This window comes from Micromonospora sp. 4G55 (assembly GCF_016803375.1).
This window is the reverse complement of record NZ_JAEVHN010000031.1, coordinates 1-23,944: the sequence shown is the minus strand read 5'-3', so window position 1 is coordinate 23,944 and position 23,944 is coordinate 1. Positions and strand designations below refer to the sequence as shown.

General features: G+C 68.9%; 21 protein-coding genes and 3 pseudogenes. 11 read left to right on the top strand and 13 right to left on the bottom strand.

The genetic code is table 11. The annotated features are described in order from the left end of the window. From JNW89_RS05195 to JNW89_RS05180, 4 genes are all read left to right on the top strand, one after another. Positions 1-900, top strand: a 900-nt coding sequence (locus tag JNW89_RS05195) for a carbohydrate ABC transporter permease (protein ID WP_238447920.1), incomplete at its 5' end; no start/stop codon positions are given. Continuing rightward, the gene (locus JNW89_RS05190) at positions 893-1,732 is read left to right on the top strand and encodes a carbohydrate ABC transporter permease (RefSeq protein ID WP_238447919.1); all 840 of its coding nucleotides are present in this window, start codon (positions 893-895) and stop codon (positions 1,730-1,732) included. The genes JNW89_RS05195 and JNW89_RS05190, both read left to right, overlap by 8 nt. Before the next feature lie 4 nt (positions 1,733-1,736). Further along, positions 1,737-3,146 (top strand): GH1 family beta-glucosidase, encoded by a 1,410-nt coding sequence (locus tag JNW89_RS05185; protein WP_375155051.1) that lies wholly within the window; start codon positions 1,737-1,739, stop codon positions 3,144-3,146. 83 nt (positions 3,147-3,229) lie between these two features. Beyond that, positions 3,230-3,727 carry a hypothetical protein gene (locus tag JNW89_RS05180; protein WP_238447918.1) on the top strand — a complete coding sequence of 166 codons (498 nt, stop codon included), beginning with the start codon at positions 3,230-3,232 and terminating at the stop codon, positions 3,725-3,727. Between the two features lie 496 nt (positions 3,728-4,223). Here the strand turns inward: JNW89_RS05180 and JNW89_RS05175 are convergent, their stop codons facing one another. The 11 genes and pseudogenes from JNW89_RS05175 to JNW89_RS05120 form a co-directional block, all read right to left on the bottom strand. Next, a complete protein-coding gene (locus tag JNW89_RS05175; RefSeq protein ID WP_238447917.1) occupies positions 4,224-4,643 on the bottom strand; it encodes a hypothetical protein in 420 nt (139 codons plus the stop codon). Between the two features lie 181 nt (positions 4,644-4,824). Continuing rightward, positions 4,825-5,202 carry a hypothetical protein gene (locus JNW89_RS05170; RefSeq protein ID WP_375155052.1) on the bottom strand — a complete coding sequence of 126 codons (378 nt, stop codon included), beginning with the start codon at positions 5,200-5,202 and terminating at the stop codon, positions 4,825-4,827. A gap of 179 nt (positions 5,203-5,381) precedes the next feature. Further along, positions 5,382-5,882, bottom strand: a complete 501-nt coding sequence (locus JNW89_RS05165; RefSeq protein WP_238447915.1) for a hypothetical protein — start codon at positions 5,880-5,882, stop codon at positions 5,382-5,384. Continuing rightward, positions 5,883-6,056: a hypothetical protein gene (locus tag JNW89_RS05160; RefSeq protein WP_238447914.1), complete on the bottom strand. Its 174-nt coding sequence runs from the start codon at positions 6,054-6,056 to the stop codon at positions 5,883-5,885. A 459-nt stretch (positions 6,057-6,515) separates the two neighbouring features. Further along, a complete protein-coding gene (locus tag JNW89_RS05150; protein ID WP_238447913.1) occupies positions 6,516-7,142 on the bottom strand; it encodes a TetR/AcrR family transcriptional regulator in 627 nt (208 codons plus the stop codon). A gap of 271 nt (positions 7,143-7,413) precedes the next feature. Continuing rightward, a pseudogene (locus tag JNW89_RS05145) lies at positions 7,414-8,584 on the bottom strand (ABC transporter substrate-binding protein). A gap of 104 nt (positions 8,585-8,688) precedes the next feature. Beyond that, positions 8,689-9,828, bottom strand: a complete 1,140-nt coding sequence (locus tag JNW89_RS05140) for a branched-chain amino acid ABC transporter permease (RefSeq protein ID WP_238447912.1) — start codon at positions 9,826-9,828, stop codon at positions 8,689-8,691. Further along, on the bottom strand, positions 9,825-10,703 hold the full coding sequence (locus JNW89_RS05135) for a branched-chain amino acid ABC transporter permease (protein WP_238447911.1): 879 nt from the start codon (positions 10,701-10,703) through the stop codon (positions 9,825-9,827). Before JNW89_RS05135 ends, JNW89_RS05140 begins: the two co-directional genes overlap by 4 nt. 27 nt (positions 10,704-10,730) lie before the next feature. Then, a pseudogene (locus tag JNW89_RS05130) lies at positions 10,731-11,446 on the bottom strand (ABC transporter ATP-binding protein). Continuing rightward, positions 11,443-12,288 carry an ABC transporter ATP-binding protein gene (locus JNW89_RS05125; protein WP_238447910.1) on the bottom strand — a complete coding sequence of 282 codons (846 nt, stop codon included), beginning with the start codon at positions 12,286-12,288 and terminating at the stop codon, positions 11,443-11,445. Before JNW89_RS05125 ends, JNW89_RS05130 begins: the two are co-directional and overlap by 4 nt. A 191-nt stretch (positions 12,289-12,479) precedes the next feature. After that, complete coding sequence (locus tag JNW89_RS05120) at positions 12,480-13,568, bottom strand: AMP-binding protein (RefSeq protein ID WP_309139948.1); 1,089 nt, start codon at positions 13,566-13,568, stop codon at positions 12,480-12,482. A gap of 119 nt (positions 13,569-13,687) precedes the next feature. On the opposite strand from JNW89_RS05120, the gene JNW89_RS05115 reads away from it, so the two are divergent. Both JNW89_RS05115 and JNW89_RS05110 read left to right on the top strand, forming a co-directional pair. Continuing rightward, complete coding sequence (locus JNW89_RS05115) at positions 13,688-14,473, top strand: hypothetical protein (protein WP_238447908.1); 786 nt, start codon at positions 13,688-13,690, stop codon at positions 14,471-14,473. A 1,013-nt stretch (positions 14,474-15,486) separates the two neighbouring features. Beyond that, positions 15,487-16,458, top strand: coding sequence for a hypothetical protein (locus JNW89_RS05110; protein ID WP_238447907.1), 972 nt, complete (start codon positions 15,487-15,489; stop codon positions 16,456-16,458). Here JNW89_RS05110 and JNW89_RS05105 read toward each other — a convergent pair. Both JNW89_RS05105 and JNW89_RS05100 read right to left on the bottom strand, forming a co-directional pair. Continuing rightward, complete coding sequence (locus tag JNW89_RS05105; RefSeq protein WP_238447906.1) at positions 16,439-16,741, bottom strand: hypothetical protein; 303 nt, start codon at positions 16,739-16,741, stop codon at positions 16,439-16,441. The genes JNW89_RS05110 and JNW89_RS05105 overlap by 20 nt on opposite strands. Positions 16,742-16,743: 2 nt before the next feature. Next, positions 16,744-17,037, bottom strand: coding sequence for a DivIVA domain-containing protein (locus JNW89_RS05100; protein WP_238447905.1), 294 nt, complete (start codon positions 17,035-17,037; stop codon positions 16,744-16,746). Positions 17,038-17,346: 309 nt separating this feature from the next. Between JNW89_RS05100 and JNW89_RS05095 the strand changes: the two genes are divergently transcribed. The 5 genes and pseudogenes from JNW89_RS05095 to JNW89_RS05075 form a co-directional block, all read left to right on the top strand. Next, positions 17,347-17,586, top strand: coding sequence for a winged helix-turn-helix domain-containing protein (locus JNW89_RS05095; RefSeq protein WP_238447904.1), 240 nt, complete (start codon positions 17,347-17,349; stop codon positions 17,584-17,586). A 72-nt stretch (positions 17,587-17,658) separates the two neighbouring features. Next, a complete protein-coding gene (gene pglX, locus JNW89_RS05090) occupies positions 17,659-21,237 on the top strand; it encodes a BREX-2 system adenine-specific DNA-methyltransferase PglX (RefSeq protein ID WP_238447903.1) in 3,579 nt (1,192 codons plus the stop codon). Positions 21,238-21,287: 50 nt separating this feature from the next. Continuing rightward, positions 21,288-22,526: a hypothetical protein gene (locus JNW89_RS05085; RefSeq protein ID WP_238447902.1), complete on the top strand. Its 1,239-nt coding sequence runs from the start codon at positions 21,288-21,290 to the stop codon at positions 22,524-22,526. Between the two features lie 192 nt (positions 22,527-22,718). Continuing rightward, on the top strand, positions 22,719-23,084 hold the full coding sequence (locus JNW89_RS05080) for a hypothetical protein (RefSeq protein WP_375155050.1): 366 nt from the start codon (positions 22,719-22,721) through the stop codon (positions 23,082-23,084). Positions 23,085-23,306: 222 nt separating this feature from the next. Beyond that, positions 23,307-23,944: pseudogene (locus JNW89_RS05075) on the top strand (hypothetical protein); the annotation flags it as partial.

The following is a 23,944-nucleotide window of genomic DNA, read 5'->3' as shown; positions in this document are numbered from 1 at the left end:
CCCCGCCGTACGCTCCTGCCGTACCTGCTGCTCGCCCCGGCCGTCGTGCTGGAGCTGGCGGTCCACGTGGTGCCGATGGCCGTCGGCGCGTGGATGAGCCTGCTGGAGCTGACCCAGTTCCACATCCGCGACTGGTCGACCGCGCCCTTCGTCGGGCTGGACAACTACCGGGTCGTGCTCGACGTCGACTCCGCCGCCGGAGCCGAGCTGCTGCACTCGTTCTGGGTGACCGTCGTCTACACGATCATCTCGGTCGGGCTCTCCTGGCTGCTCGGCACCACCGCGGCCGTACTGCTGCAGCGCCCGTTCCGGGGGCGCGGCCTGCTGCGCGCGCTGTTCCTCACCCCGTACGCGCTGCCGGTCTACACCGCGGTGATCACCTGGAGCTTCCTCTTCCAGCGCGACACCGGCCTGGTCAACCACGTCCTGGTCGACCAGCTGCACCTGCTCGACGACAAGCCGTTGTGGCTGATCGGTGGCAACAGCTTCTTCGCGCTGCTGGTGGTGTCGATCTGGCGGACCTGGCCGTTCGCGTTCCTGTGCGTGATGGCCGGCCTGCAGAACATCCCCGCCGACCTGTACGAGGCCGCCGCCGTGGACGGGGCCGGCTTCTGGCGCCGGCTGCGCTCGGTGACCCTGCCGATGCTGCGCCCGGTCAACCTGGTGCTGCTGCTGGTGCTGTTCCTGTGGACGTTCAACGACTTCAACACCCCGTACGTCCTCTTCGGCGGCTCGGCACCGGACGAGGCGAACCTGATCTCCATCCACATCTACCGCAGCTCGTTCAAGACCTGGGACTTCGGCTCCGGGTCGGCGATGTCGGTGGCGCTGCTGCTGTTCCTGCTCGCGGTCACCGCCGCGTACCTGCTGATCACCAACCGCCGGAGGAACGATGCGTGAGACCGCCGCCGAGCGCTGGAGCCGCCGGGTGGTGCTGAGCCTGCTCGCGGTCTTCGTGCTGGTGCCGCTGTACGTGATGGCCAGCAGCGCCATGAAGCCGCTGCAGGACGTGCAGAACGCCTTCACCTGGTGGCCGCGACGGCCCACCGCGCAGGCGTTCGTGGACATGTGGTCGACCGTCCCGCTGGGCCGTTACCTGGTCAACAGCCTGGTCGTGTCCAGCGTGGCGGCGGTGCTGTCGGTGTCCGTGGCGATCTTCGCCGCGTTCGCGGTCAGCCGCTACCGGTTCCGCGGCCGGAGCCTGTTCTCGGTGACCGTGCTCTCCACCCAGATGTTCCCCGGCATCCTCTTCCTGCTGCCCCTGTTCCTGATCTACGTCAATCTCGGCAACGCCACCGGCATCGCGCTGTACGCCAGCCGCACCGGCCTGGTCATCACCTACCTGACCTTCTCGCTGCCGTTCTCGATCTGGATGCTGGTCGGGTACTTCGACTCGATCCCCCGCGAACTCGACGAGGCGGCGCAGGTCGACGGGGCCGGCCCGCTGCGCACCCTGTTCCAGGTGATCCTGCCGGCGGCGGTGCCGGGCATCGTCGCGGTCACCGTGTACGCGTTCATGACCGCCTGGGGCGAGGTGCTCTTCGCCTCGGTGATGACCGACGAGGGCAGCCGCACCCTGGCCGTCGGTCTGCAGGGCTACTCCACCCAGTTCAACGTCTACTGGAACCAGGTGATGGCCGCCTCGCTGGTGGTCAGCGTGCCGGTCGTGGCCGGCTTCCTGGCGTTGCAGCGCTACTTCGTCGCCGGCCTCACCGCCGGCGCGGTCAAGTAAGGCCATGTCCACCGAACCTCGCGAGGAGAAGCCGCCCGTGCCCGACCTGTCCAAGCTGCCGCCCGACTTCCGCTGGGGCGTCGCCACCTCGGCGTACCAGATCGAGGGCGCCGTGCGCGCCGACGGCCGCGCCCCGTCGATCTGGGACACCTTCTGCGAGGTGCCGGGGGCGGTCGACAACGGCGACACCGGGGCGGTGGCCTGCGACCACTACCACCGGTGGCCGGAGGACGTCGCGCTGATGCGGCAGCTCGGGGTCGGGGCGTACCGGTTCTCGGTGGCCTGGCCCCGGGTGCGACCCGACGGCGTCGGCCGGGTGAACCCGGCGGGCCTGGACTTCTACGACCGGCTGGTGGACGCCGTGCTGGCCGCCGGCATCCGGCCCGTCGTGACGCTCTACCACTGGGACCTGCCGCAGGCGTTGCAGGACCGGGGCGGCTGGCCGGAGCGGTCCACCGCCGAAGCCTTCGCCGACTACGCGGCCGTCGTCGCCGCCCGCCTCGGCGACCGGGTCACCGACTGGTGCACCGTCAACGAGCCGCTCTGCGTGGCCTGGATCGGGCACCTGGAGGGGCGGATGGCCCCCGGCGAGCGGGACCTGGCGCGGGCGGTGCGGACCGCCCACCACGTCCTTCTCGGACACGGGCTGGCCACCCAGGCCGTCCGGGCCCACGCGGCCCGGCCGGCGGCGATCGGCCCGGTGCTCAACCTCAGCCCGTGCGAGCCGGCGAGCGACCGGCCGGCGGACGTGGCCGCGGCGCGGCGGATGGACGGCCACGTCAACCGGTGGTGGCTGGATCCGCTGCACGGCCGGGGCTACCCGGCGGACATGCTCGCCACGTACGGCGTCGAGCCGCCGGTCCGCGGCGACGACCTGACCGTGATCGCCACGCCGACCGACTTCCTCGGCGTCAACTACTACTTCCGGCAGGTGGTGGCCGACGACCCGGACGGGCCGCCGCCGTACGCCCGGCAGGTGCCGGTGCCCGGCGCGACGCAGACCGCGATGGGCTGGGAGGCGTACCCGGCCGGGCTGGAGGACCTGCTGGTCGCGGTCACCGAGGAGTACGCCCCGGCTCGGATCATGGTCACCGAGAGCGGCGCGGCCTGGCCCGACCGGGTCACCGCCGAGGGCACGGTCGAGGACCCGGAGCGGACCGCCTACCTGGAGGGGCACCTGGCGGCCTGCGCGGCGGCGCGGGAGCGCGGCGTCCCGCTGGACGGTTACTTCGCCTGGTCCCTGCTGGACAACTTCGAGTGGGCGTACGGCTACGACAAGCGCTTCGGTCTGGTGCACGTCGACTACGCCACCCAGCGGCGTACGGTCAAGGCCAGCGGTCTGCGCTACGCCGAGCTGATCCGCGCCCACCAGCGGCTGGCCGGGTCGAGCGAGGCGGTCCCGGCGCGCGGCTGACGGACGGGTTTCACCGCGAACCACCAGCGTCCCGGCGGTACCGTGGACAGCGGTTCCGTCGGGACCGGCGTGGGAGGGGACTCATGGCGGACAGGCATCCCGGGCTCGCCCGGCTCGACGCGCTCGTCGGCCGGTGGGCGGTGCAGCTCGAGGTCGAGGGCCTCGGCGCGGCGTGGTGCGAGTTCACCTGGCAGGACGGCGGGGCGTACCTGCGCCAGGTCGCCGACATCGACCCGGTGCCGGCCACCGCGCCCGCGGCCTGGCGGGAGAACCTGCCGTTCCCCACCACCGCGGTGATCGGTCTCGACGACACCACCGACGAGCTGACCATGCTGTACGCCGACGCCCGCGGCGTGCACCGGGTGTATCGGATGACCTTCGTCGACGGCGTGTGGCGGCAGTGGCGGGACGCACCCGGGTTCCGCCAGCGCTTCGTCGGCACCGTCAGCCCCGACGGCGACCGCATCGCCGCCCGCTGGGAGATCTCCCGCGACGACGTGACCTGGGACCTCGACTTCGAGCTGACCTACGTCCGCGCCCGATGCGACGGCAGCGGACCGGGCCCTGCCGTCGCGGCCTGACCGACCAGCGAGACCGAGCCGTCGAGATAGCAGCCTGGGAAGACGCAGGAACGCGGATGACCAGCGGGCCGGCGCGGTTGTTCGACTCCACCCTCGCCGGGGACGAGCTGGAGCCCTCCGTTGCGGTGGCGTTCGCCAGCGGTGTAAAGGCTGTGCACGGCGTTGAAGTCCTTCTGGATAGACATGGAGATGCCGGCCGCAAAACCCTCGGCCGCTCGCTCCCACGAAGCCCACATCAAGGTAAACAGCGAGGCGAAGTCCTCGGTACCTCACCAGGTCTTATGGCTCGGAGGTGCATGTGGAAGCTTCACAACGCCACTTCTCCTCGTCCAGCCCTGCCTGAAACTCGGTGAAGCCTAGCGCCGGACGGGTCGAAATTCGGCCGGCACCAGGAAGGCGTAAAGCCAGGGACCCACGCCCTCCATCATCCGACACCAAGATCCTCCGAAGAGATGGCCTAACACTGTTTCTCAGTGATGGCCGCCGGCAGCCCAGTTCAGCTAGTGGCCCTCGGCGATGGCTGCTTGGCAAACGGCCACGGCTGTGGGCCAAAGAGGTCGGTGCACGCCGAGAGTAACTGCCGCTGTGCCTCGGCCAGGCGGGCATTAGTCGGTCCCGGGTCGACGTTCGGGTCGTTCTTCACGAGGAGTTCCTCGGCCTTCAAGCCGGCCACCATCAACTGCCGGCCGGCCTCTCTAATGCCCGGATCGGTCGACTCAACGGCACGCGAGGCGGGCCGCGTGCCCGCGCCGAAACGGAGATCCTGCTCTTCGACCGCTTGGGCCGCCAACGTGCACGCGGAGGAGGCGTACCGGTCAGGTGGCTCGCTGGGACTGGCCGGAGCGGAGGCGGCCGCGTCGGTGGGCGCGCAACCGGAGACGAGCAGCAGAGAAATGGCGGCGAGGGTACGGATCACCGCAGGAGGATAGCGATCATCCGCCGTGGTCTCGGGGCAGGGAGCGTCGCGACTCCTCGACGGGCGGCCGAGCGACCAGCCTTGGGCACGGGGCCGCGGTCACCATCGTCGCGCTACTGCAGTGGTGGCCACCCTATGAAGACGCGCCCTAGCGTCATTAGTTCTTGCTCCACGGGGTCGGTCAGTCCCCGTCAAAGCCCTGGTAGGTGCCTGACGCGTCGGCGGCATCCGCGAACTCGGCGAAGTCCATGTTCGCGATGGTGAGGTTGGCCGAGATGTTCGCGTACCAGCGCGGCGGCACTCGGTAGGTGCGACCGGGCTCGTCGAACAGGTCAACGGCGAGCAGCGGATGACCCTCGTCCGACATGGTGGCGGCGTCGGCGAGGAACAGGTAGGTCAGCTTGTCGTCGTCGTCCGCGTCGGCGTCCGCCTGGACCAGAGCCTGGATGCTCACCCTGTCGTACTGTCGGTCGCTGACGAAGGTCGCGTGGGTGTAGGGGTTTCCGGCGATGCAAGCCGCCTTGAGCGCTTCCCAGGCCGCATCGTCGGTGAAGTCGATACGTAGGTATCGGCCATGCTAGTGGTCGGCCTGCCGGCACCGCCGTATCAGGGACCACGGCTGGCTTGGTCGGACGGGCCATCCACGGGCCATTAACCGGGGCGCGCAGGAGGCACGTGGAGCCGGAACCGGTGCGGGTCCTGGGCTTGGATGAGACCCGCCGGGGCGGTCTGGCGCACTCACTCAACAAGCCGATCCTCAATGAAACGCATCCGCTTCTGGATTTTTCCTTCCTTACTTTTGTTATAAACATCGTATTCTTTTTGCGGTTGGGTATCTGACCAAGTGATCGATGCAATGAGATCGTTTCTATGGTGCTCTAGTCGATCTGTATTCATGTAACTTTCATCAGGCTGCCAGTCTCTTGGCAAATCGCTACTTTCCCTGTAGAAAGACAAACGAATGAATTTGTTCTCGCTGTCGACTGGATGATTCTTGACGTGTCCTTCAACTAAATCCTTCAAATCTATCAAGTCTTCTGGTGGATTCAGAATCATATAATGCTTCCTGAGTGTCGACACTTCTTCGCCCTTTTCGCCGACAGCCTCTTCGGTGTTGGCGATTTCAAAAATACTTGTTTCCCCGCCTGACTCCGCGTTCTCTGTGCATCCAATCAAGGATAATGAAATGAAGAATACGCCGATAATCAACCCCAGAACCTTCGAATTAACTTTCATCACTCAATCCTCCTTCGAATGGAATATCCATTCGCGGTCGTGGTACAGGCAGCGGCGGATGCCCAGCTCGCCATCGGAGCAGCCGCTGAATACCGTCAGAAGGTAGGCGTTCACGGCAGCAACAGGAATCGCCTCACCCCGGTCCGCTTCTACCGTCTTGGCGGCGTGCCCAGCCAACGGGACCGCGAGGCAGCCCGCGAGAACGACGGCGACAGCCGCTGTGGCGCGGAGTCGCCATGAACGCGCGGAGTCGCCATGAACGTGGGGCGAGGGGCAGCGCGATCATGAGCGGAGACTACCTACTGGATCATGGTCGCCACAGAGCAGTGCGCCGGCCGTGTGGGACGCCTCGGCCAGGGCGTTGTCATACGACGTGTCGATTCGCCCCATGAGCGGCGGATGCCGTGGCGGCTCGCCGGGGGCGCCGTCGCTTCGGCGGGACGTGGAGCGGTTGTTCTGGCGCGATCGCCAGGGGACTCACCAGCGAGGACGCGGGGCTTGCTGTCGGCGCGTCGCAGGCGGCTGGCAGCCGCTGGTTCCGAGACCGTGGCGGCATGCCGTCGCTCATGCGCGCTCCTGTCATGGGCCGGTATCTGTCGTTCCCGGAGCGGGAAGAGATCGCCATGCTGAGGCGGGTCAGCGCAGCCCGGCGGCGATGGCGTCGACGAGCAGCGCGCCCAGGGTCCGCGTCAGGGTGGCCCGCGCCGCCTCGACGTCCAGGCCCATCGCGTCGCGCATCATCGACCAGGCCGACCAGGTGCTCGCCACGGTCAGCGCGTCGAGCAACTGCTCGCGTCCCGGACCGGCGTGCGCCAGCTCCGGGCCGAAAACGGTCTCGATCTCGCCGCGTACCCGGGCGATGTTGCCCTCGCGGTTGCGGCGCAGCTGCGGCGAGAACGGCTCGCGCAGCGCGGACGCGCGGGCCGAGGGCGCCAGCACCTCCAGCATCCGGGCGCGCTGGGCGCTGAACTCCCCGATCCGCCGGGTGAGCGGCAACTCCGGCGAGATCGGCCGGACCATCGACTCCTGCCGCTCGCTGACCCGCCGGCCGGTCGCGGCGAACAGGGTCTCCATGTCCTTGAAGTTGGTCCACAAGGTACGCAGCGACACTCCCGCGCGTTCGGCGATGCGCTCCCCGGTGGGCCGGAGGTCGCCCTCGTCGATCAGCGCGAGGTGCGCGTCGACGATGGCGACGCGGGTACGCTCGGCGCGCGCCGACCGCCCGTCCACCCGTGCCGGCCCCTCGGCGTCCACGTCGATCATGTGCTCGTCCCCTGTCGTAGGGCGTTGTCGAGAAATCTGCACCGGCAGTGTATCGACATGCGCCAAACGGGGGTCGGACGGCGTCCCCTCCGCCAGCCCGCGCCATGTCGGCGCGACAATGCGCACCCTGCGTGCGTCCTGTTGGACGCTGGGACCGAACGGAACCGGGCCGCCACCGTCGGGTGGCGGCCCGGTCCGGAGCACCGCGCTGCGGCGGTCGCGGATCAGGTGGTCGGGATCGCCTCGGCCGGCGGCGCGGCCGGCGCACCGGTCAGCTCGGTGACGGCGCCGTCACGTCGTCGGTGGTGTAGGTCGGGCCGAAGTACGCCTGGACGCCGTTCTGCACCTTGTTCATCCGGACGCCGCTGTAGCCGGCGTGGACGTCCTTGCTGTAGCGGAACGGGGTCAGGCCCGGCCCGGTGAAGCCGCCCTTTTGCACCGCCTCGACCAGCTTCTCGCGGGTCAGGTCCTTGCCGGCCGCGAGCAGCGCCTGCACGAAGGTGTACGCCATCGAGTAGCCGTAGACGGCGTTGCCGTCGATCGGGTTGGCGGCGTTGTACCGCTGGTGGATCTTGGTGTACTCCTGAATCCACGGGTTGCTCGGGTCGTTCGCCATCGGCAGGTAGTTGTCGGCGATCATCCCCTCGAGGATCACCTTCTTGTCGCCGAGCTGGTTGGAGAGCGTGGTGTAGTCGGCGCCCACGTTGGACACCACCCACTGCGCCCGGAAGCCCTGCCCGGCGGCCTGGCCCATGGCCAGCGCGGTGAAGCCGGGGATGCTCGCCGAGATCACCACCTGGCAGCCGGCCGCCTTCAGCGCGCCGATCGCCGGGCCGACCTGCGGGTTGGTGGGAGTGTAGGTCTGCTTGGCCACCACCGGCCCGAGGATCTTCTCCACCCCGGCGAGGGAGTCGCGGCCGAAGTCGTCGTTCTGCCCGAAGTGGCACACCTTCTGGCCGGGGAACTGCTGCTTGACGAAGGTGGCCAGGATCTTGCCCTCGACGGTGTAGTCGGGCTGCCAGCCGAAGGTGGTCGGGTACTTCTCGGGCTGGTTCCAGTTGCGGCTGCCGGAGGAGACGAAGAGGTCGGGCACCTTCTGCGTCTTCACGAATTCCAGCACGTTGGTGTGGGTGGGGGTGCCGAGCGCCGAGGAGCGCGAAGACCTTGTCGTCGAGGACGAGCTTGCGGACGACGTTGTCGGTGTTCGCCGGGTTGTAGCCGTCGTCCATCACCTTGTAAACGATCTTCCGGCCGTTGACCCCGCCCTTGCTGTTGACGTGCTCGAAGTACGCCTTGGTGGCGGCGGAGATCTTCGAGTAGCCGGCCGCGGCGGGACCGGTGAGTGGCTGGTGGGTGCCGATCACGACCTCGGTGTCGGTGACACCCGGGACGTTCTCGGCCGCCTTCTGCTCGTCGTTGGCGCAGGCCGACGCGCTGACCATCAGCGCGAGGCCGGCAGCGGCCGCGAGTACGCGGCGTGTGGTGAGATGCATGGTTCTCCATTCCGGTGCGGGTGCGAAACGGGGTGGGGTGGAACCGGGGGGGGTCAGGGGTGCGGGGCCCGGCGGCGCGGCCGGAGGCGTGCGGTGAGCGTGCGGGCGGCGCCCTGGAGGCCGCCCGGGGCCGCGAGCATGACGACGATGAGGATCAGACCGAACACGGCGAGGGCCAGGTTGCCCTCCAGCCGCTGGGCGAGGCCCGCCGGCAGCGTGAAGGTGTCGGTGACGAGGCTCGGCAGGTCCTGCAGGGCCACCAGCAGGACCGCTCCCCAGACCGCGCCGGCGAGGCTGCCCAGCCCGCCGATCACGATGGCCATCAGCAGGAACAGCGACAGGTCGAGGGAGAACTTGCCGGGCGCCACGGTGGCGGTCAGCACCGCGTACACGCCCCCGCCCAGGCCGGCGCAGGCGGCGCTCACCACGAAGGCGAGCACCTGGTTGCGGGCGACGTGGATGCCGGAGAGCCGGGCGGCCACCTCGTCGTCGCGGACGGCGCGCAGCGAGCGGCCGAACCGGCTGCGCACCAGGTTCGCCATGAGCAGCATCGTGGTGAGCGCGGCGAGCAGCGCGATCCAGGCCAGCCACCGTTCCGGCTGGAAATAGGCGCCGAGGAACGCCGGCGGCGTCTCCGCCGGGAAGCGCAGCCCCTGCTCGCCGTTGAAGACGTCGGTGAAGATCGTGGCGATCGCCGGGACCAGGGTGGCGACGGTGAGGGTCACGCCGGCCAGGTACGGCCCGCGCAGCCGGGCGGCGGCCAGGCCGATGACCAGCCCGGCCGCCGCGGTCACCGCGACCGCGGCCAGCAGGGACAGCGGCAGGATCCACCGGCCCTGCACCGCGCGTGCCTCGAAGGCCCGCTGGACCAGCGCGACGGTGTACGCGCCGGTCGCCATCAGGGCGCCGTGCCCGAGGGAGAGCTGGCCGTTGAGGCCGACCAGGACGGTGTAGCCGGCGGTGACGCAGAGGAACGCGCAGACCCGGGCCACCTGGAGGTTCTGGTACGGCGGCAACTGGTTGGTCAGCAGCACGACGAGGGTGCCGGCGAGCACGACCGGGACCAGGTGGCGCAGCAGCGTCGAGCCGCCCGCCGGGGCGGTGTCCGGCGGGCCGGGCAGCAGCCGGCGCAGCGGTGACGGCCGGCCGGGTGGCGGTTCGGCCGTGGACACGTCGGGCTGGGTGGTGGTCACACATGCCTCGCTCTCGCGCTGGAGAAGAGCCCGCCGGGGCGGACCAGCAGGACCGCCAGCAGCAGGACGAGGACGGCCAGCGGCGTGGTGTCCGGGCCGAGGTAGCCGGTGACGTAGGACAGGATCAGGCCGACCAGCAGGCCGCCGACCACCGCCCCGGCCGGGCTGTCCAGGCCGCCGACGACGGCCGCGGTGAACGCGACGACGAAAACCAGGTCCATCGCGTGCGGGTGCAGCCCCAGCCCGGTGGGGATGACCAGCATGCCGGCGAGGGCGCCGACCGCGGCGGCCAGCGCCCAGCCGACCGTGAGCATCCGGTTGACGTTGACCCCGAGCAGCCGGGACACCTCGGGAGCGAAGGCGGAGGCCCGCATCCGCAGGCCGATCGGCGTACGGGTGAACAGCAGCGCGAGCAGCACCACGACCACCAGGACGGCGCCGAGGACCCACAGGTCGTACGGGGACAGTGCGGCGATCCCGCCGATCGACAGGGCGTCGGTGTCGAACGGCGCGGCCGCCGGCCGGTACTCGTTGCCGAAGACCATGCCGAGCACCGCCTGGATCAGCAGCACCAGGCCGAGGGCGACGATGACGTCGTTGAGCGGGTTGGCATGCCCGACGAAGCGCATCAGCACCCGCTCGACGAGGGCACCCAGCGCAAGGCCGGCGAGGACGGCCGCGCCGAGGCCGAGCCAGTACGAACCGGTGGCGGAGGCGACGGCGTAGCCGACGTAGGCCGTCGCCACCGCCATCGCGCCCTGCGCGAAGTTGACCAGACGGGCGGCCCGCCAGATGAGCACCAGGGCGAGGGCGAACGCCGCGTAGACGGCGCCGGTGGACAGTCCGTCGAAGGTGAGGAACAAGAACCGGTCCAAGCGCGGATCCTTCCTACGGGTGGGTGGTCAGAACCCGAGGTACGCGTGACGTAGCGTCTCGTCCTCGCGCAGCTGTGCCGCCGGGGTGGCCATGACGACGCGACCCAGGGACATGACGACACCCTGGTCGGCGACGGAGAGGGCGCTGCGCACGTTCTGCTCAACGAGCAGGACGGTCAGCCCGGTGTCGTCGCAGAGCCGGCGCAGCAGCGCCATGATCTGCGCGGTGACCCGGGGTGCGAGGCCGAGCGACGGCTCGTCGAGCAGCAGCAGCCTCGCCGGGCGATCAGCGCCCGGCCGAGGGCGAGCATCTGCCGCTCCCCGCCGGAGAGCTGGTGCCCGGCGTGCCGTCGCCGCCGGGCCAGCGGCTCGAACAGCTCGTACACCTCGTCCTGGGCGCGCCGGGCGTCGGCGCGGTCGCGGCGCCACAGCCCGCCGAGGCGCAGGTTCTCCTCGACGGTCAGCTCAGCGACGATGCCGCGGCCCTCCGGCACGTGCGCCAGGCCGCGGCGCACCAACGCCTCGACGCGGACGCCGCGCAGGTCCGCGCCGTCGAACCGGACCTGGCCGCCGGTGGGGCGCAGCAGGCCGGAGAGGGTACGCAGCAGGGTGGTCTTGCCGGCGCCGTTGGCGCCCAGGACGGCGGCGATGGTCCCGGTCGGCACCTCGAAGGTGACCTCGCGCAGCACCGGCACCGGTCCGTAGCCGGAGCTGAGCCCGTCGACCGTCAGGATGGCGCTCACGGCGCGACCACCGGACCGGCGGCGGTGCCGGTGGCCCCGGCCGGGACGTCGGCGCCGAGGTACGCCTCGGTCACCAGCGGGTCGTCGCGTACCTGCTCCGGGGTGCCGGCGGCGATGACCTTGCCGAAGTCCAGCACCACGATCTCGTCGCAGACGGACATGACCAGGTCCATGTGGTGCTCGACGAGCATGATCGAGCAGGCGGCGTCGGCCCGGCCGGGCAGCGCGGTGATCAGCTCGGCCAGCTCGCCGATGTCCTCGGCGCCGAGCCCACCGGCCGGCTCGTCGAGCAGCAGCAGGCGGGGTCGGGCGATCAGGGCGCGGGCGAGGGCGACCCGCTTGCGCACCGCGTACGACAGGGTGCCGGGCGCGGCGGTGGCGTGCCGCGCGACGCCCAGCTCGGTGAGCAGGTCGAGGGCCGCCTCGCGCAGCCGCCGTTCGTCGCGGTCGCTGCGGGGCAGGCCGAACAGGGCGGTGGTGAAGCCGGCCCGGGCGGCGTGGCTGGCGCCGGCCATGACGTTCTCGATGACGGTGAGGCCGGGGAAGAGGCCGACGCCCTGCAACGTGCGGGCGATGCCGAGGCGGGTGAGTCGGTGCGGACGCGGCCGGAACGGCCGGCCGTCGAGGGTGAGCGAGCCGCTGGTCGGCGGGACGAAGCCGCAGACCACGTTGAACAGGGTGGTCTTGCCGGCGCCGTTCGGGCCGATGACGCCGACGATCCGGCCGGGCGGCACCCGCAGGGAGACGCCGTCCAGCGCGACCAGGCCGCCGAACCGGACGCCGACGTCGCGCAGGACCAGGTCGGTGCCGCCGGCGGGAGTGTCGGTGGGTGGTGGGCTCATCTTCACCTCTTACGGGACGCGGCGACGGGGGAAAGCGCGGTGCGACTCGGGCGAAGCATCGGGGGTTATTACACCGGGAGTGTACTTTTAGCATGGAGACCGTCAATGGCTCGTTACGACGCTGTGATCTGGGTGCGTCGTACCAGGACAATGCGGTCGACCCGAGTCGTTGCCGACCCGGGTGGCGGCGGCTATTGCACTTGCTGTGCAGGGGATTCCAGCAGGTCCTTCTTCAGTTCCCGCTTGAGCAGCTTGCCGGTCGGGCCCTTCGGCAGTTCGGCGACGATGCGGACCTGCCGCGGGTACTTGTACGCGGCGAGCCGCTCCCGGCAGTACGCCACCAGGTCGTCGGGCGTCACCTCGGCGTCCGGCGTGACGCTGAGCACCGCCACGACCTCCTCCCCCAGCTTGGCGTCGGGGCGGCCGAGCACCGCGGCCTCGACGACCGCCGGGTGGGCGTACAGGACCTCCTCGACCTCCCGGGGGTAGACGTTGTAGCCACCCCGGATGATCATGTCCTTCTTGCGGTCGACGATGAACAGGTAGCCGTCGGCGTCGGCGTACGCCAGGTCTCCGGTGTGGAACCAGCCGCCGCGGAACGCCTCGGCGGTCGCCTCGGAGTTCTTGTAGTAGCCCTTCATCACGTTGTGGCCGCGGACCACGATCTCGCCGACGTGCTCGGGCCCGGGCGGCAGCGGCCGGTCGGCGTCGTCCACGATGCGGGTCTGCACGCCCCAGATCGGCTTGCCGATGGAGAGCACCTTGCGCTGCTCGGCGCTGATGTTGAACGTGGTCGTGCTGGCCGTCTCGGACAGCCCGTATCCCTCCAGGATCACCACGCCCGGGAACCGCTCCTCGAAGGACCGGATCACCTCGCCGGGGATCGCCGCCCCACCGGAGACGCCCACCCGCAGCGAGGAGAGGTCCCGACCGGTGAGGTCGGCCTGCAACAGGGCGAAGTACATGGTGGGTACGCCGGAGAAGATCGTGCACCGGTGCCGCTCGATGGCGTCGACCACCGGCCCCACCTCGAAGCGCGGCACGAGCACGATGGTGCCGCCGTAGCGCACGGCCACGTTGAGCACGCTGGAGAGGCCGAAGACGTGGAACAGCGGCAGGACGGCCAGGCCGATGTCGTCGTCGCGGAAGCCGAACAGGTCGCCGCCGACGGTGCAGTTCATGTAGAGCTGGAAGTGGGTCAGCTCGGCGCCCTTGGGCCGGCCGGTGGTGCCGCTGGTGTAGAGCAGCACGGCCGTGTCGTCGGCGTCCGTCGGCGCGATCTCGCCGGTGTCCTCGGCCGCGTACAGCTCGTCGAAGTGCCGGGTGCCGGCTGGCCCAGGCCGGCGTGGTGCCTCCGGCGACCTCGCCGGAGGGGGGCCGTGGGCTGACGCCGGAGCAGGTGACCCAGCGGGTGCGGACGCGCTTCCCGGAGCTGGATCCGCTGCCTCCGCACCCGAAGCTGGACCGGCTGCTCGCCGAGGCCGGCTTCGAGCTGCGCTGGGACCGCGGCCGGTACGTCCCGTTGCCGCCCCGCAACGCCTCGTCCTCAATGTCGGTCATGCAGCGGCGCCCGTCGGTGACCGTCACGCCGAGCCGGTGGACGGCCGAGTCGCCGGAGCTGGCGGCGGCGATGCGGGCCGAGGAGCGGCTGACCGGCGCGAGGTCCGCGGGCGGGTTCCGGGCGTTGACGGTACGACTGTCGCGGTACGGCCTGGCGCGTGAGGAGCTGGCCCGGCGCTTCGACGCCCGGCCGGTCAACGTGGCGGCCCGCTTCCTCGACCACCTGCACGCCCTCGTCGACGAGCACCCGAAGCCGACCTGGGAGACGGTGGTCGGGGCGGACATCGCGCCGCCCGGCTCGCGGGGGGCGATCAAGCTGGGGGAGTACGTCGAGCGGGCGTGGCAGTTGGCCGCGCCGGAGCTGCGCGCCGAGCTGTCGGCCGAGGCGGGGCCGGTGCTGCTGCACGACGCGGCGGTGCTGGCGCGGTACCGGGCGATGGACCGGCTCTATGAGCTGGCGGACGCGGCGCGGGGCGGGGCGGGGGGCGTGTGGGTGCTCTGCCCGATGGAGGACCCGGCGCTGCTGCCAAAGCTGGACGGTGCGGTGGTGCGGGTGGGCGACAACGAGTGGATCGCCCTGCCGGACGCCTGGGTCGTCAACGCCCACCGCAGCGTGCTGGCCTGAGCAGCCGACTCGGCCCGGTCGGCCGGGCGGGTAGGTGGGATGGCTGGCCGATCGGTCAGTTCCTGAAGGCCGTCTCCGGCCCAGCCCGTGCGATCTGGTCCCGTCAGCGGGACCTGACCGTCCATACTCTACGGCAACTCATCTCAAGCCCTTGATGCCGCGCCGTGAGGCTCCATACGGTGAGCCTCTAGCCGCCGCAAAGAGAGCGCGGCTCACCGTCAGTGCCGACGCGCATGGATCGACCGGAATGTCAATTGGTCACCACGAATTACTTACGTGCGATGGAAGCGCGTCAATGCTGCCGATGGAGATGTGGGAGGACGAGTAGGACGTGGGTCAGCAGGAAGAGGTGCGGATCGCGGGATCGCTCCCGCTCGCAGCGGTGATGGACGCGTTGCGGGGCGAGCGGACTGTGTTCCATTCGGAGGCGGACTTCCAGCACGCCTTCGCTTGGGCGGTGCACTGCCTGGACAACGAGGTCCAGGTGCGGCTGGAAGTGCGGCAGGAGGAGAAGGCGTACCTAGATCTGCTCTGCTGTGGCCCGAAGGGCCGGACGGCGATCGAGTTCAAGTACTTCACCGCACTCTGGGACGGCGTCGCCCCTCGCACCGGCGAGAAGTTCCGGCTGCGTCACCACGGTGCCCCGGATCTGGCCCGGCTCAGCTTCGTGGTTGACGTCGCCCGGCTGGAGCGGTTCTGCCAACCCGGTGCCGCCCCGATGAACGGTCTGGCCGTCCTGCTAACCAACGACCGAGGGATGTGGAGCCCGCCGAGCGGCTCCCGGCCGACCCGGGACGGCGAGTTCCGCCTGCACGAGGGGCGCAGGCTTCACGGCAGGCTCCGCTGGGGGACCGAGGGCAGCTACTTCGCGGCGAATCAGCGCGACCTCCTCGTTGACTATCCGCTGATTTGGCGGGACTTCGCCTGTCTGGATGGCCGCAACGGCGAGTTTCGTTGGCTGGCGGTGCAGGTTGACCAGGCGCAGCCCACGACGCCGACCCGGTGGGTGCCTGATGCCGTACCGGAACAGGTTTACGGCCGCCTGCCACACCATGGCCTTTCCCGCAGGGCTGATCTCACCGAACGCAGTTCTGGAGTTCACCACGGACGATCTCGCCCATGCCCTGTTCGCCACCGGCAGGGCGCCGGGCGACGAGGTGCGCCACGGGTGGGCATCCGTTTGGGAGTTCGTCCACCGCGTCTCGCTCATCCCGGCGTACGTGCGCAGGACCGACGGTGGCGCGCTGGTGAAGTCGGCCCTCGCCCGGGAGTTGGACCGCTCGGAGAAGGTAACGCTGTCGTACTCGCTCGGGCAGGCGCTCACCGGGATTTTCTGCGAGCGAAAGCTGGGGGTGACGCACCTCTTGCACATGGACCGCTACGCGAGCAGGTGGGCTGTTACCTTCGCCGCCACCAGGAAGCGGGCAGATCTCTTCGGCCTGGCCGCGGATGGCTGGGTGGTCGCCGAGGCCAAGGGGCGCTCTAACGGCATGGAGGCGGACCTGCCAAACACCCTCGTCGCCCAGAAACGCTCGGTGAAGTCCATTGCCGGCGAGCGCCCGTGGCTCGCCCTGGGCTGCGTCGCCGCCTTCCCGCCGCACCGGTACGAGTTGTCGATCACCGCGGTAGATCCGGACGAGGAAGGGCCAGAGCCGATCGACGTCGACCTAGACCTCGACCGGTACATGCTGACGTACTACGAACCGTTCCTCGCAGCCATCGCCGCAGGTACGCCGGAGGTGCAGGATGAGCGCTACCTCACCTCCCGTTTCGGCATGCTCAACCTTCGTGTCGGCCTGCGCAGGGAGATTGCCGCCAGGGTGCGGCAGGCGAGCCAGGGGGAGTTGTCAGGGCTGTACGACTCGGTCGCCGAACTTCTCGATGCCGGCGTCGAGCCGGACGAGGCAGCCACAGCCTTCCCTGACGGCACACTGGTCGCAACCGACTGGACAGATGACATCTCCCTCAACGACTGGCGCTTCTGACTCTGACCGGAGCGCACGGCCTACCCCGACCCGGCACCGCACGCCGCTCGACCACGGGCACGGGCACGGGCGCGGGGCGGAGGCCGCCGAACTGGACGTAGACCTCACGCTTGGCGGTCGCTTCGCCGCGGCGGTTGAGGACGTAGCCGGTCAGCCAGATCCAGCCGTGGTACGTCGGCTGGTCGGACACCGAGACGACGCGGAGGGTCAGGGCGCGGTCCCCGGCGAACTGCACCGAGGCCCGGCTGTCGATGATCAGCAGGTCGCCGGGGGAGGGGCGCACGGCTACCAGTGGCCCTCGTTCGTGTGGTACTCCTGCGGTGGCCGGCACTCCCGGGCGTGCATGGTCTGCCAGTCGCGCAGCGCCCGCTTGATCCGGTCGTTCTCTTGGATGAGCATGCGTACCCGCCGGTGGAGTTCGGCCAGCACATCGGCCACCCGGGCCTGGAACTCGCGTACCTCATCGGGGTCGACGCCGCGTCGGCGCGCGGCGAACTCGCGGGTCCGCACCTCGTGCGGCGTCAACCGGCCTGGGTGACCGGCCGGGTAGGGCTGGCCACCTCGATACACCTGAGCCACGACGATCCTCTCCGGGGCAGGCGGGAGCGCGGAAGCTCCCGGCAGGGGGTGTGGAAGGGCAGGCCGTCCGCGCGGGGGCCGCGGACGACCCGCCCGCTCGGCCGCCGCAGTCCAATTCAGCGGTACGACAGCAGAGCAGTCCGACGGGTCGGGACGGGCAGGCACACCCGCCCCGACCGGGGGATGAGCCGAACTCGTTGCCACGCGAGGATCGGCCCGGGACCAATAACTAGACATGTCAGATGAGTCAACGTCGCTTGTTAGGCGCGTCGCGGTGTGATCGAATCGGATCGCCACGCGAGGAGTGCCATGCGAGAAGTGCCGGATTACTGGCGCATCGCCGACGATGTGATCGCCGACGTCAGATCCAACAAGTTGAAGCCGGGGGACCGGCTGCCCTCGATTGCCGAGCTACGTGACAGCTACGGTGTCAGCCACGGGACCGTGCAGATGGCCTATGCCCGTCTGGAGGCGTTGCGGGTGATCCGCCGGCAGCAGGGCAAGGGTGTCTTCGTCACCGACCCGAAGACCTGGATGCGGGAGCCGTAGGTAGCGACCCGTCGGTCAGATTGGCCCTTACGGGTACCTCCGTCCCGTGTGCGGGACAGCTAGAGTCTTCGCGTGATCGACCGGAAGCTGCTCTTGTCCGACCTGCAGAAGCAGGTCAAGAACCTGGAAAAGGACCTGCGTCAGCAGGCCGAATCGGTCGAGGAGGTGCGCCTCCGCCTGCGTGGTGAGTACGACCACGCGTTCAAGGTCGGGCGTACCGCCGCCACCTGGGCAGCCTGGCGGGACGAGCGCGTGACGCAGGTCGCCGTCGCCTGGGTTCTCGGTACTGTGTTCGTGCGCTTCTGCGAGGACAACGCCCTGCTGCCCGACCCATACCTCGCCGGTCCGGGCGACCGCCTCGTGCTTGCCGAGGAGGCCGAGGCACAGTTCTTCCGCGACCGCCCCGAGGAAACCTTGCGCGGCTGGCTGGAGCAGAGCTTCGACGCCATCGCCAGCACCCAGGCCGGCAAGTCGCTCTTCGACAAGCGGCACAACCCGCTCTACCAGATCCCGCTGTCTCACGACGCGGCCAAGGAGCTGATCGGCTTCTGGCGCCGGCGCGGCGAGACCGGCGGCCTGGTCCACGACTTCACCGACCCGGAGTGGGACACCCGCTTCCTCGGCGACCTCTACCAGGATCTCTCCGAGGCGGCCCGCAAGACCTACGCCCTGCTCCAGACGCCGGAGTTCGTCGAGGAATTCATCCTCGACCTGACCCTCACCCCGGCGATTGCCGAGTTCGGCCACGACGTGGTCAAGATGATCGACCCAACCTGCGGCTCGGGTCACTTCGTCCTCGGAGCATTCCACCGGCTGCTCGAGGAGTGGGAGCAACATGCCCCCAACCGCGACCCCCACGAACGGGTACGCCTCGCCCTCGACGCCGTCCACGGCGTCGACATCAATCCCTTCGCCGTGGCCATCGCCCGCTTCCGCCTCCTCGTCGCGGCCCTCCGCGCCAGCGGCGTCAAGACCCTCGCTGGATCGGCTGGCTACACCTTCCCGATGCACCTCGCCGTTGGCGACTCGCTGATCAAGAGACGACAGGCCATGCTCTTTGGCGATGATCCGATGACGGAGTTCGCCTACGCGACCGAGGACGTGCAGGAGCACTCTGGCATCCTCAGCCCCGGCCGCTATCACGTTGTCGTGGGCAACCCGCCCTACATCACCGTCAAGGACAAGGGCCTCAACGACGCCTACCGCGAGATGTACGACGCCTGCTCCGGCAAGTACGCACTATCGGTTCCTTTTGCGCAGCGGTTCTTCCAGCTCGCGAAGACCGCCGACGTGGATGGGACAGGAGCTGGCTATATCGGACAGATTACCGCGAACTCCTTCATGAAGCGCGAGTTTGGCAAGAAAATGATCGAGAAGCTGTTCGCCGTGGAGGTCACCCTGACCCATGTGATTGACGCCTCCGGCGCCTACATTCCGGGCCATGGCACGCCTACGGTCATTCTGGCGGGTCGTAACACGAATATGAAGCGACCCGGCACGATCAGAACGGTCATGGGCATTCGAGGTGAACCTAGTGCGCCTGGTGACCCCCGGGAAGGCTTCGTCTGGCAAGCCATCGTCAATCAAGTCAATCGACCTGGGACCAACAGTCAGTGGATCACCTCTGCAGATACGCCGCGAGCTACACTCGCGAGATTCCCATGGAGTCTCAGCGGCGGCGGTGCAGGAACGCTCAAGGAGGCGATAGAGGGGTCTCGCGTCAGGCTCGGCAATAGCGCGGCTCGCATCGGCGTGTTGGGCATGACCAACGCGGACGACGTTATGTTAGCTAGTCGAGAGTCATGGGCGCGTCGAGTAGGAAGTCTCGAGCTCAATCGACGCCTCGTGGTTGGGGATGAACTCCGGGACTGGAGTTGCGCCGATGGCGAGTGGGCCTTTTTTCCTTATACTGAGGAATTCGGGCTTCGCTCACTCGATTCCAACAGCGGGTGGCACCGCTGGCTCTGGCCCTGCCGAACCGTGCTCGGAAATCGGGCGACCTTTAACAAGGAGACATATTTTGCTGAGGCGCGGCCCTGGTATGAGTGGCACCAGTTGACTCGTGACACCCATGTCCACCCGTGGCTAATCTGCCTAGCGGAAGTTGCGACGCACAATCATTTTGTAATTAACCGTGGTGGGACTGTCTTCAAGCAGTCTTCGCCGCTAATCAGGCTCTCGGAGTCGGCATCCGACGATGATTATCTGAAGCTCCTGGGGGTTCTCAACAGCTCCATTTCCTGCTTCTGGCTGAGGCAGATGTGTGGTGCGAAGGGTGGAAGTGGTATTGGGCGTGGCATTCAGCCGGAGAGCTGGATGGAGCGATACAACTTCAATTCTACTAACGTTGAGCGCTTTCCGCTGCCGCAGGCGTACCCGTTGGAACTTGCCCGGGAGATTGACGGCCTGGCGCAGCGGCTCGTCACCCTAACTCCGCCGGTGGTCGCGACCTCAGGCGTGCCCACCCGCGAGCGGCTGGCTGCCGCTCGCGACGAGTACCACTCGATCCGGGCGCGGATGATCGCGTTGCAGGAGGAGTTGGACTGGCAGGTCTACTCGCTTTACGGGCTGCTGGACGAGGAGTTGACCGCTCCGGCCAGCTCGGTGCCGGAGTTGAAGCTGGGGGAGCGGGCGTTCGAGATCGTGCTCGCCCGCAAGGTCGCCGCCGGTGAGGCGGAGACCCAGTGGTTCGCGCGGCACGGCTCGACGCCGATCACCGAGCTGCCGGCGCACTGGTCGGATGAGTACCGGGCGGTCGTGGAGCGGCGGATCGCGGTCATCGAGGGCAACCGCAACATCGGGTTGATCGAGCGGCCGGAAGGCAAGCGGCGCTGGGCCACCGAGGGCTGGGACGCGATGCAGGCGAAGGCGCTGCGGGACTGGCTGCTGGACCGGTGCGAGGCGCGGGAGCTGTGGTACCACCATGTGGACGGGCTGGAGCAGCCGCGCCTGCTGACCACCGCCCAGCTCGCCGACGAGCTGCGCCGCGATGCCGACGTGCTCACCGTCGCCGGCATCTACGCGCCCGGTCAGGATCTCGGCAAGGTGGTCGCCGACCTGGTCGCCGACGAGCACGTGCCGCACCTGGCCGCGCTGCGCTACAAGGACTCTGGCCTGGCCAAGCGGGCCGACTGGGAGCAGGTGTGGGACCTGCAGCGGCAGGAGGACGCGCTGCCCGACGAGGCGGCGAAGCGGGAGTTCCGCAAGCAGATCCCGGTGCCGCCGAAGTACACCTCGGCGGACTTCCTCAAGACCAGCTACTGGCGGCACCGGGGCAAGCTCGACGTACCCAAGGAGCGGTTCGTCTCGTACCCGGGTGCCAGCCGCGACGGTGACCCGTCGCTGCTGGTCGGCTGGGCCGGCTGGGACCACCGCGAGCAGGCCCAGGCCCTCGCCACCCTGATCGTCGCCCGCGAGCAGGAGGACGGCTGGGCCGCCGACCGGCTGTTGCCGCTGGTCGCGGGGCTGCGGGAGATCCTGCCCTGGGTACGCCAGTGGCACGGCGAGTTCGACCCGGAGTGGGGTGCCTCGCCGGCGGACATCTACGCCGGCTTCCTCGCCGAGACCACCAACCGCCTGCACCTCACCGACGACGCCCTCACCTCCTGGCGCCCGCTGAAGGCCGTCCGTGGCCGCAAAGCTAAGCAGTAACAGAGCACAGGTCGTCGCTGTCCACCCCTTCCGCACGTCAGGAGTCGACAATGGGTAACGAGATTCAGCTGATCAGTGACGGCGATGGACTGGCGGTCATCGGAGATCCGACGGCCGTCGAACGCTTCCTCGTCTCCGAGGGACTGCCGTCGACGGACCTCGGCCTGCCTCGGCTCGGGTCTGTCCTCAAGGCCGGGGCTACCGCGGCACAGGCGGGTTCCGAGATTGCCGCCAACTCCGGTCGTTGGGTGCAGCTGACCAAGGAGTCAGCGCAGACTGTCCACAAGTTCGGTCTGATGCCGAGCAAGACCCCAGGGGTCAGCCATGCGATGGTGGGGGAGCCGGGCTCGATCCAGAAATGGCTCCAGATCTCGAAGGGGCCCGGGGCGATCGCGGGCAACCCGGCGCTGCTGGCCGGTGCTGCGGGCATCATGGCGCAGCTTGCGATGCAACAGAGCATGAAGGAGATCACCGACTATCTCGCCACGATCGACGAGAAGGTCGACGATGTGCTCCGCGCCCAGAAGGACGCCGTGTTGGCCCGCATGATCGGAGTCGGCTTCGTCATCGAGGAGTCCATGACCATCCGAGAGAAGAGGGGCCGGGTCGACGAAGTCACGTGGTCGAAGGTGCAGGGCGCGCCGGCGACGATCGCGGAAACCCAGGCGTACGCGTTGCGTCAACTCGACGCACTCGCGGAGAAGCTGGAGCGCAAGACCACGATCGGTGATCTCGCCAAGGCGGCCAAGGAAGCAGAGTCCAAGGGACAGGAGTGGCTCGTCGTCTTGGCTCGCTGCTTCCAGCTGCAGGACGCGATCGCTGTGCTTGAACTCGACCGGGTGCTGGACGCGTCGCCGGGGGAGTTGGACGGGCATCGCCTCGGACTGAGGGCTGCCCGGCAGAACCGGCTGGAACTCATCTCCCGGTGCACCGAGCGCCTGCTGGCCCGGATGGACGCGGCTGCGGGCAGAGCCAACGCCAAGGTGCTGCTGAATCCGATGGACTCCCCGGCTGTTGTGAAGTCGAGCAACCATGTCTCGATCGCCATCGTCGAGTTCCACGGGCGGCTCGGGATCGAGGGCGATCGACAGTCATCGGAGGCGAGACGATGGACGGACGCGGCCAAGGAGGCGAGGGACAAGGCGCTCGAGACGGGAGCAGACGGCGTTGGTGCCGCCAGGCGCCTCGGCGACGAGACCCTCGGCCGGGCCAAATGGGCGACGGGCAAGCTCTCCAGCCGGATCGCCGAGCGAGCGCTCCGCCAGCGCGGGGACGACAAGGAAGAGTGAGTGGGCGCCGACCGTCAGCCACGCGGGCTCTCCGATGGGACTGCAGGCTCCGCCCGCACCCTCGATTGCGGTAAGCGCGATGTGGGACCTGCAACGGCAGGAGGACGCGCTGCCCGACGAGGCGGCGAAGCAGTAGTTCCGCAAGCAGATCCCTGTGCCGCCGAAGTACACCTCGGCGGACTTCAGCTCGACGTGCCCAAGGAGCGGTTCGTGTCGTACCTGGGGGCCAGCCGCGACGGTGACCCGTCGCTGCTGGTCGGCTGGGCGGGCTGGGATCACCGCGAGCAGGCCCAGGCCCTCGCGACGCTGATCGTCGCCCGCGAGCAGGAGGACGGCTGGGCCGCCGACCGGCTGTTGCCGCTGGTCGCGGGGTTGCGGGAGATTCTGCCCTGGGTACGCCAGTGGCACGGCGAGTTCGACCCGGAGTGGGGTGCCTCGCCGGCGGACATCTACGCCGGCTTCCTCGCCGAGACCACCAACCGCCTGCACCTCACCGATGAGGCGTTGACGTCGTGGCGGCTGGCGAAGGCCACCCGGGGTCGTAAGGCGAAGGCCTGAGTGAGCGTCCGGAAACAACCGGCTGATGAGATCGCCGCTGCGGTACGTGCGATGTAGGTCGGCGGGCGCTGCTGCCGGTGGTGATCCGGGATGAGTTGGGTGAGTTGTTCGCCGACGAGGCGTTCGCGGCTGCCGTGCTAGCCGGCGTCGGTCGACAACCTCACGATCAACGTGACTGGTGAAATTGGATTCCTCATCGGTGGCTCCGCGTATCGTGTTAGCTTGATTCTCGTGATTACCGGTGCGAGATCACTGTTGTTTGTTGCCGGTCTTCTGACGATCGGCATGACAGCGTCCGGCACGCCTGCGTCCGCCGGAGTGGCGTCCGGGGTTGCGGCGTTTTATGGCGCGGCCGCCGCGTTCGGGCCTTTCGGACCCTCCACATGCACGTCGGGAAACGTGTGGCGGGAGGCCAGGCCGGACGACCACGTCTGCGTGGACCCAAAGACCCGGCATTTCGTGAAGCTGGATAACAGAAATCCCAATCAGTTCCGCAACCCGGCCGACCAGACCTATGGGCCCGAAACATGCCAGCAGGGGTTCGTGTGGCGCGAGGCGACGCCCGAGGACCACCTCTGCGTCGCACCCCGGGTCCGCGAAGCACACAAGAGGTTCAACGAGAGTGCATCCAACCGGTGGGCGGCCACCGTTTCGAAACGGGGCGAAACCACGTCCGTGCCATTTGTTCAATTCGGCGAACTCGACCGACTCCACAGCGCCTTCTCCGGCCGGAATGAACTGGTCGTCGACGTGGCGGACATGAAGGTACGACCGGATATGAACCGGTCGACCCAGCGAATTCGTTTCCTGCGTCGGGGCGAACGGGTCGCCTACCAGAACGCCTTCGAGATCATGGACGC

What these genes read in the sequence shown, in the direction of transcription:
- JNW89_RS05190 (WP_238447919.1), top strand. Translation starts at nt 893, where the DNA reads ATGCGTGAGACCGCCGCCGAGCGCTGGAGCCGCCGGGTGGTGCTGAGC.
- JNW89_RS05185 (WP_375155051.1), top strand. Translation starts at nt 1,737, where the DNA reads ATGTCCACCGAACCTCGCGAGGAGAAGCCGCCCGTGCCCGACCTGTCC.
- JNW89_RS05180 (WP_238447918.1), top strand. Translation starts at nt 3,230, where the DNA reads ATGGCGGACAGGCATCCCGGGCTCGCCCGGCTCGACGCGCTCGTCGGC.
- JNW89_RS05150 (WP_238447913.1), bottom strand. Translation starts at nt 7,142, where the DNA reads ATGATCGACGTGGACGCCGAGGGGCCGGCACGGGTGGACGGGCGGTCG.
- JNW89_RS05125 (WP_238447910.1), bottom strand. Translation starts at nt 12,288, where the DNA reads ATGAGCCCACCACCCACCGACACTCCCGCCGGCGGCACCGACCTGGTC.
- JNW89_RS05110 (WP_238447907.1), top strand. Translation starts at nt 15,487, where the DNA reads ATGCCGTACCGGAACAGGTTTACGGCCGCCTGCCACACCATGGCCTTT.
- JNW89_RS05095 (WP_238447904.1), top strand. Translation starts at nt 17,347, where the DNA reads ATGCGAGAAGTGCCGGATTACTGGCGCATCGCCGACGATGTGATCGCC.
- JNW89_RS05085 (WP_238447902.1), top strand. Translation starts at nt 21,288, where the DNA reads ATGGGTAACGAGATTCAGCTGATCAGTGACGGCGATGGACTGGCGGTC.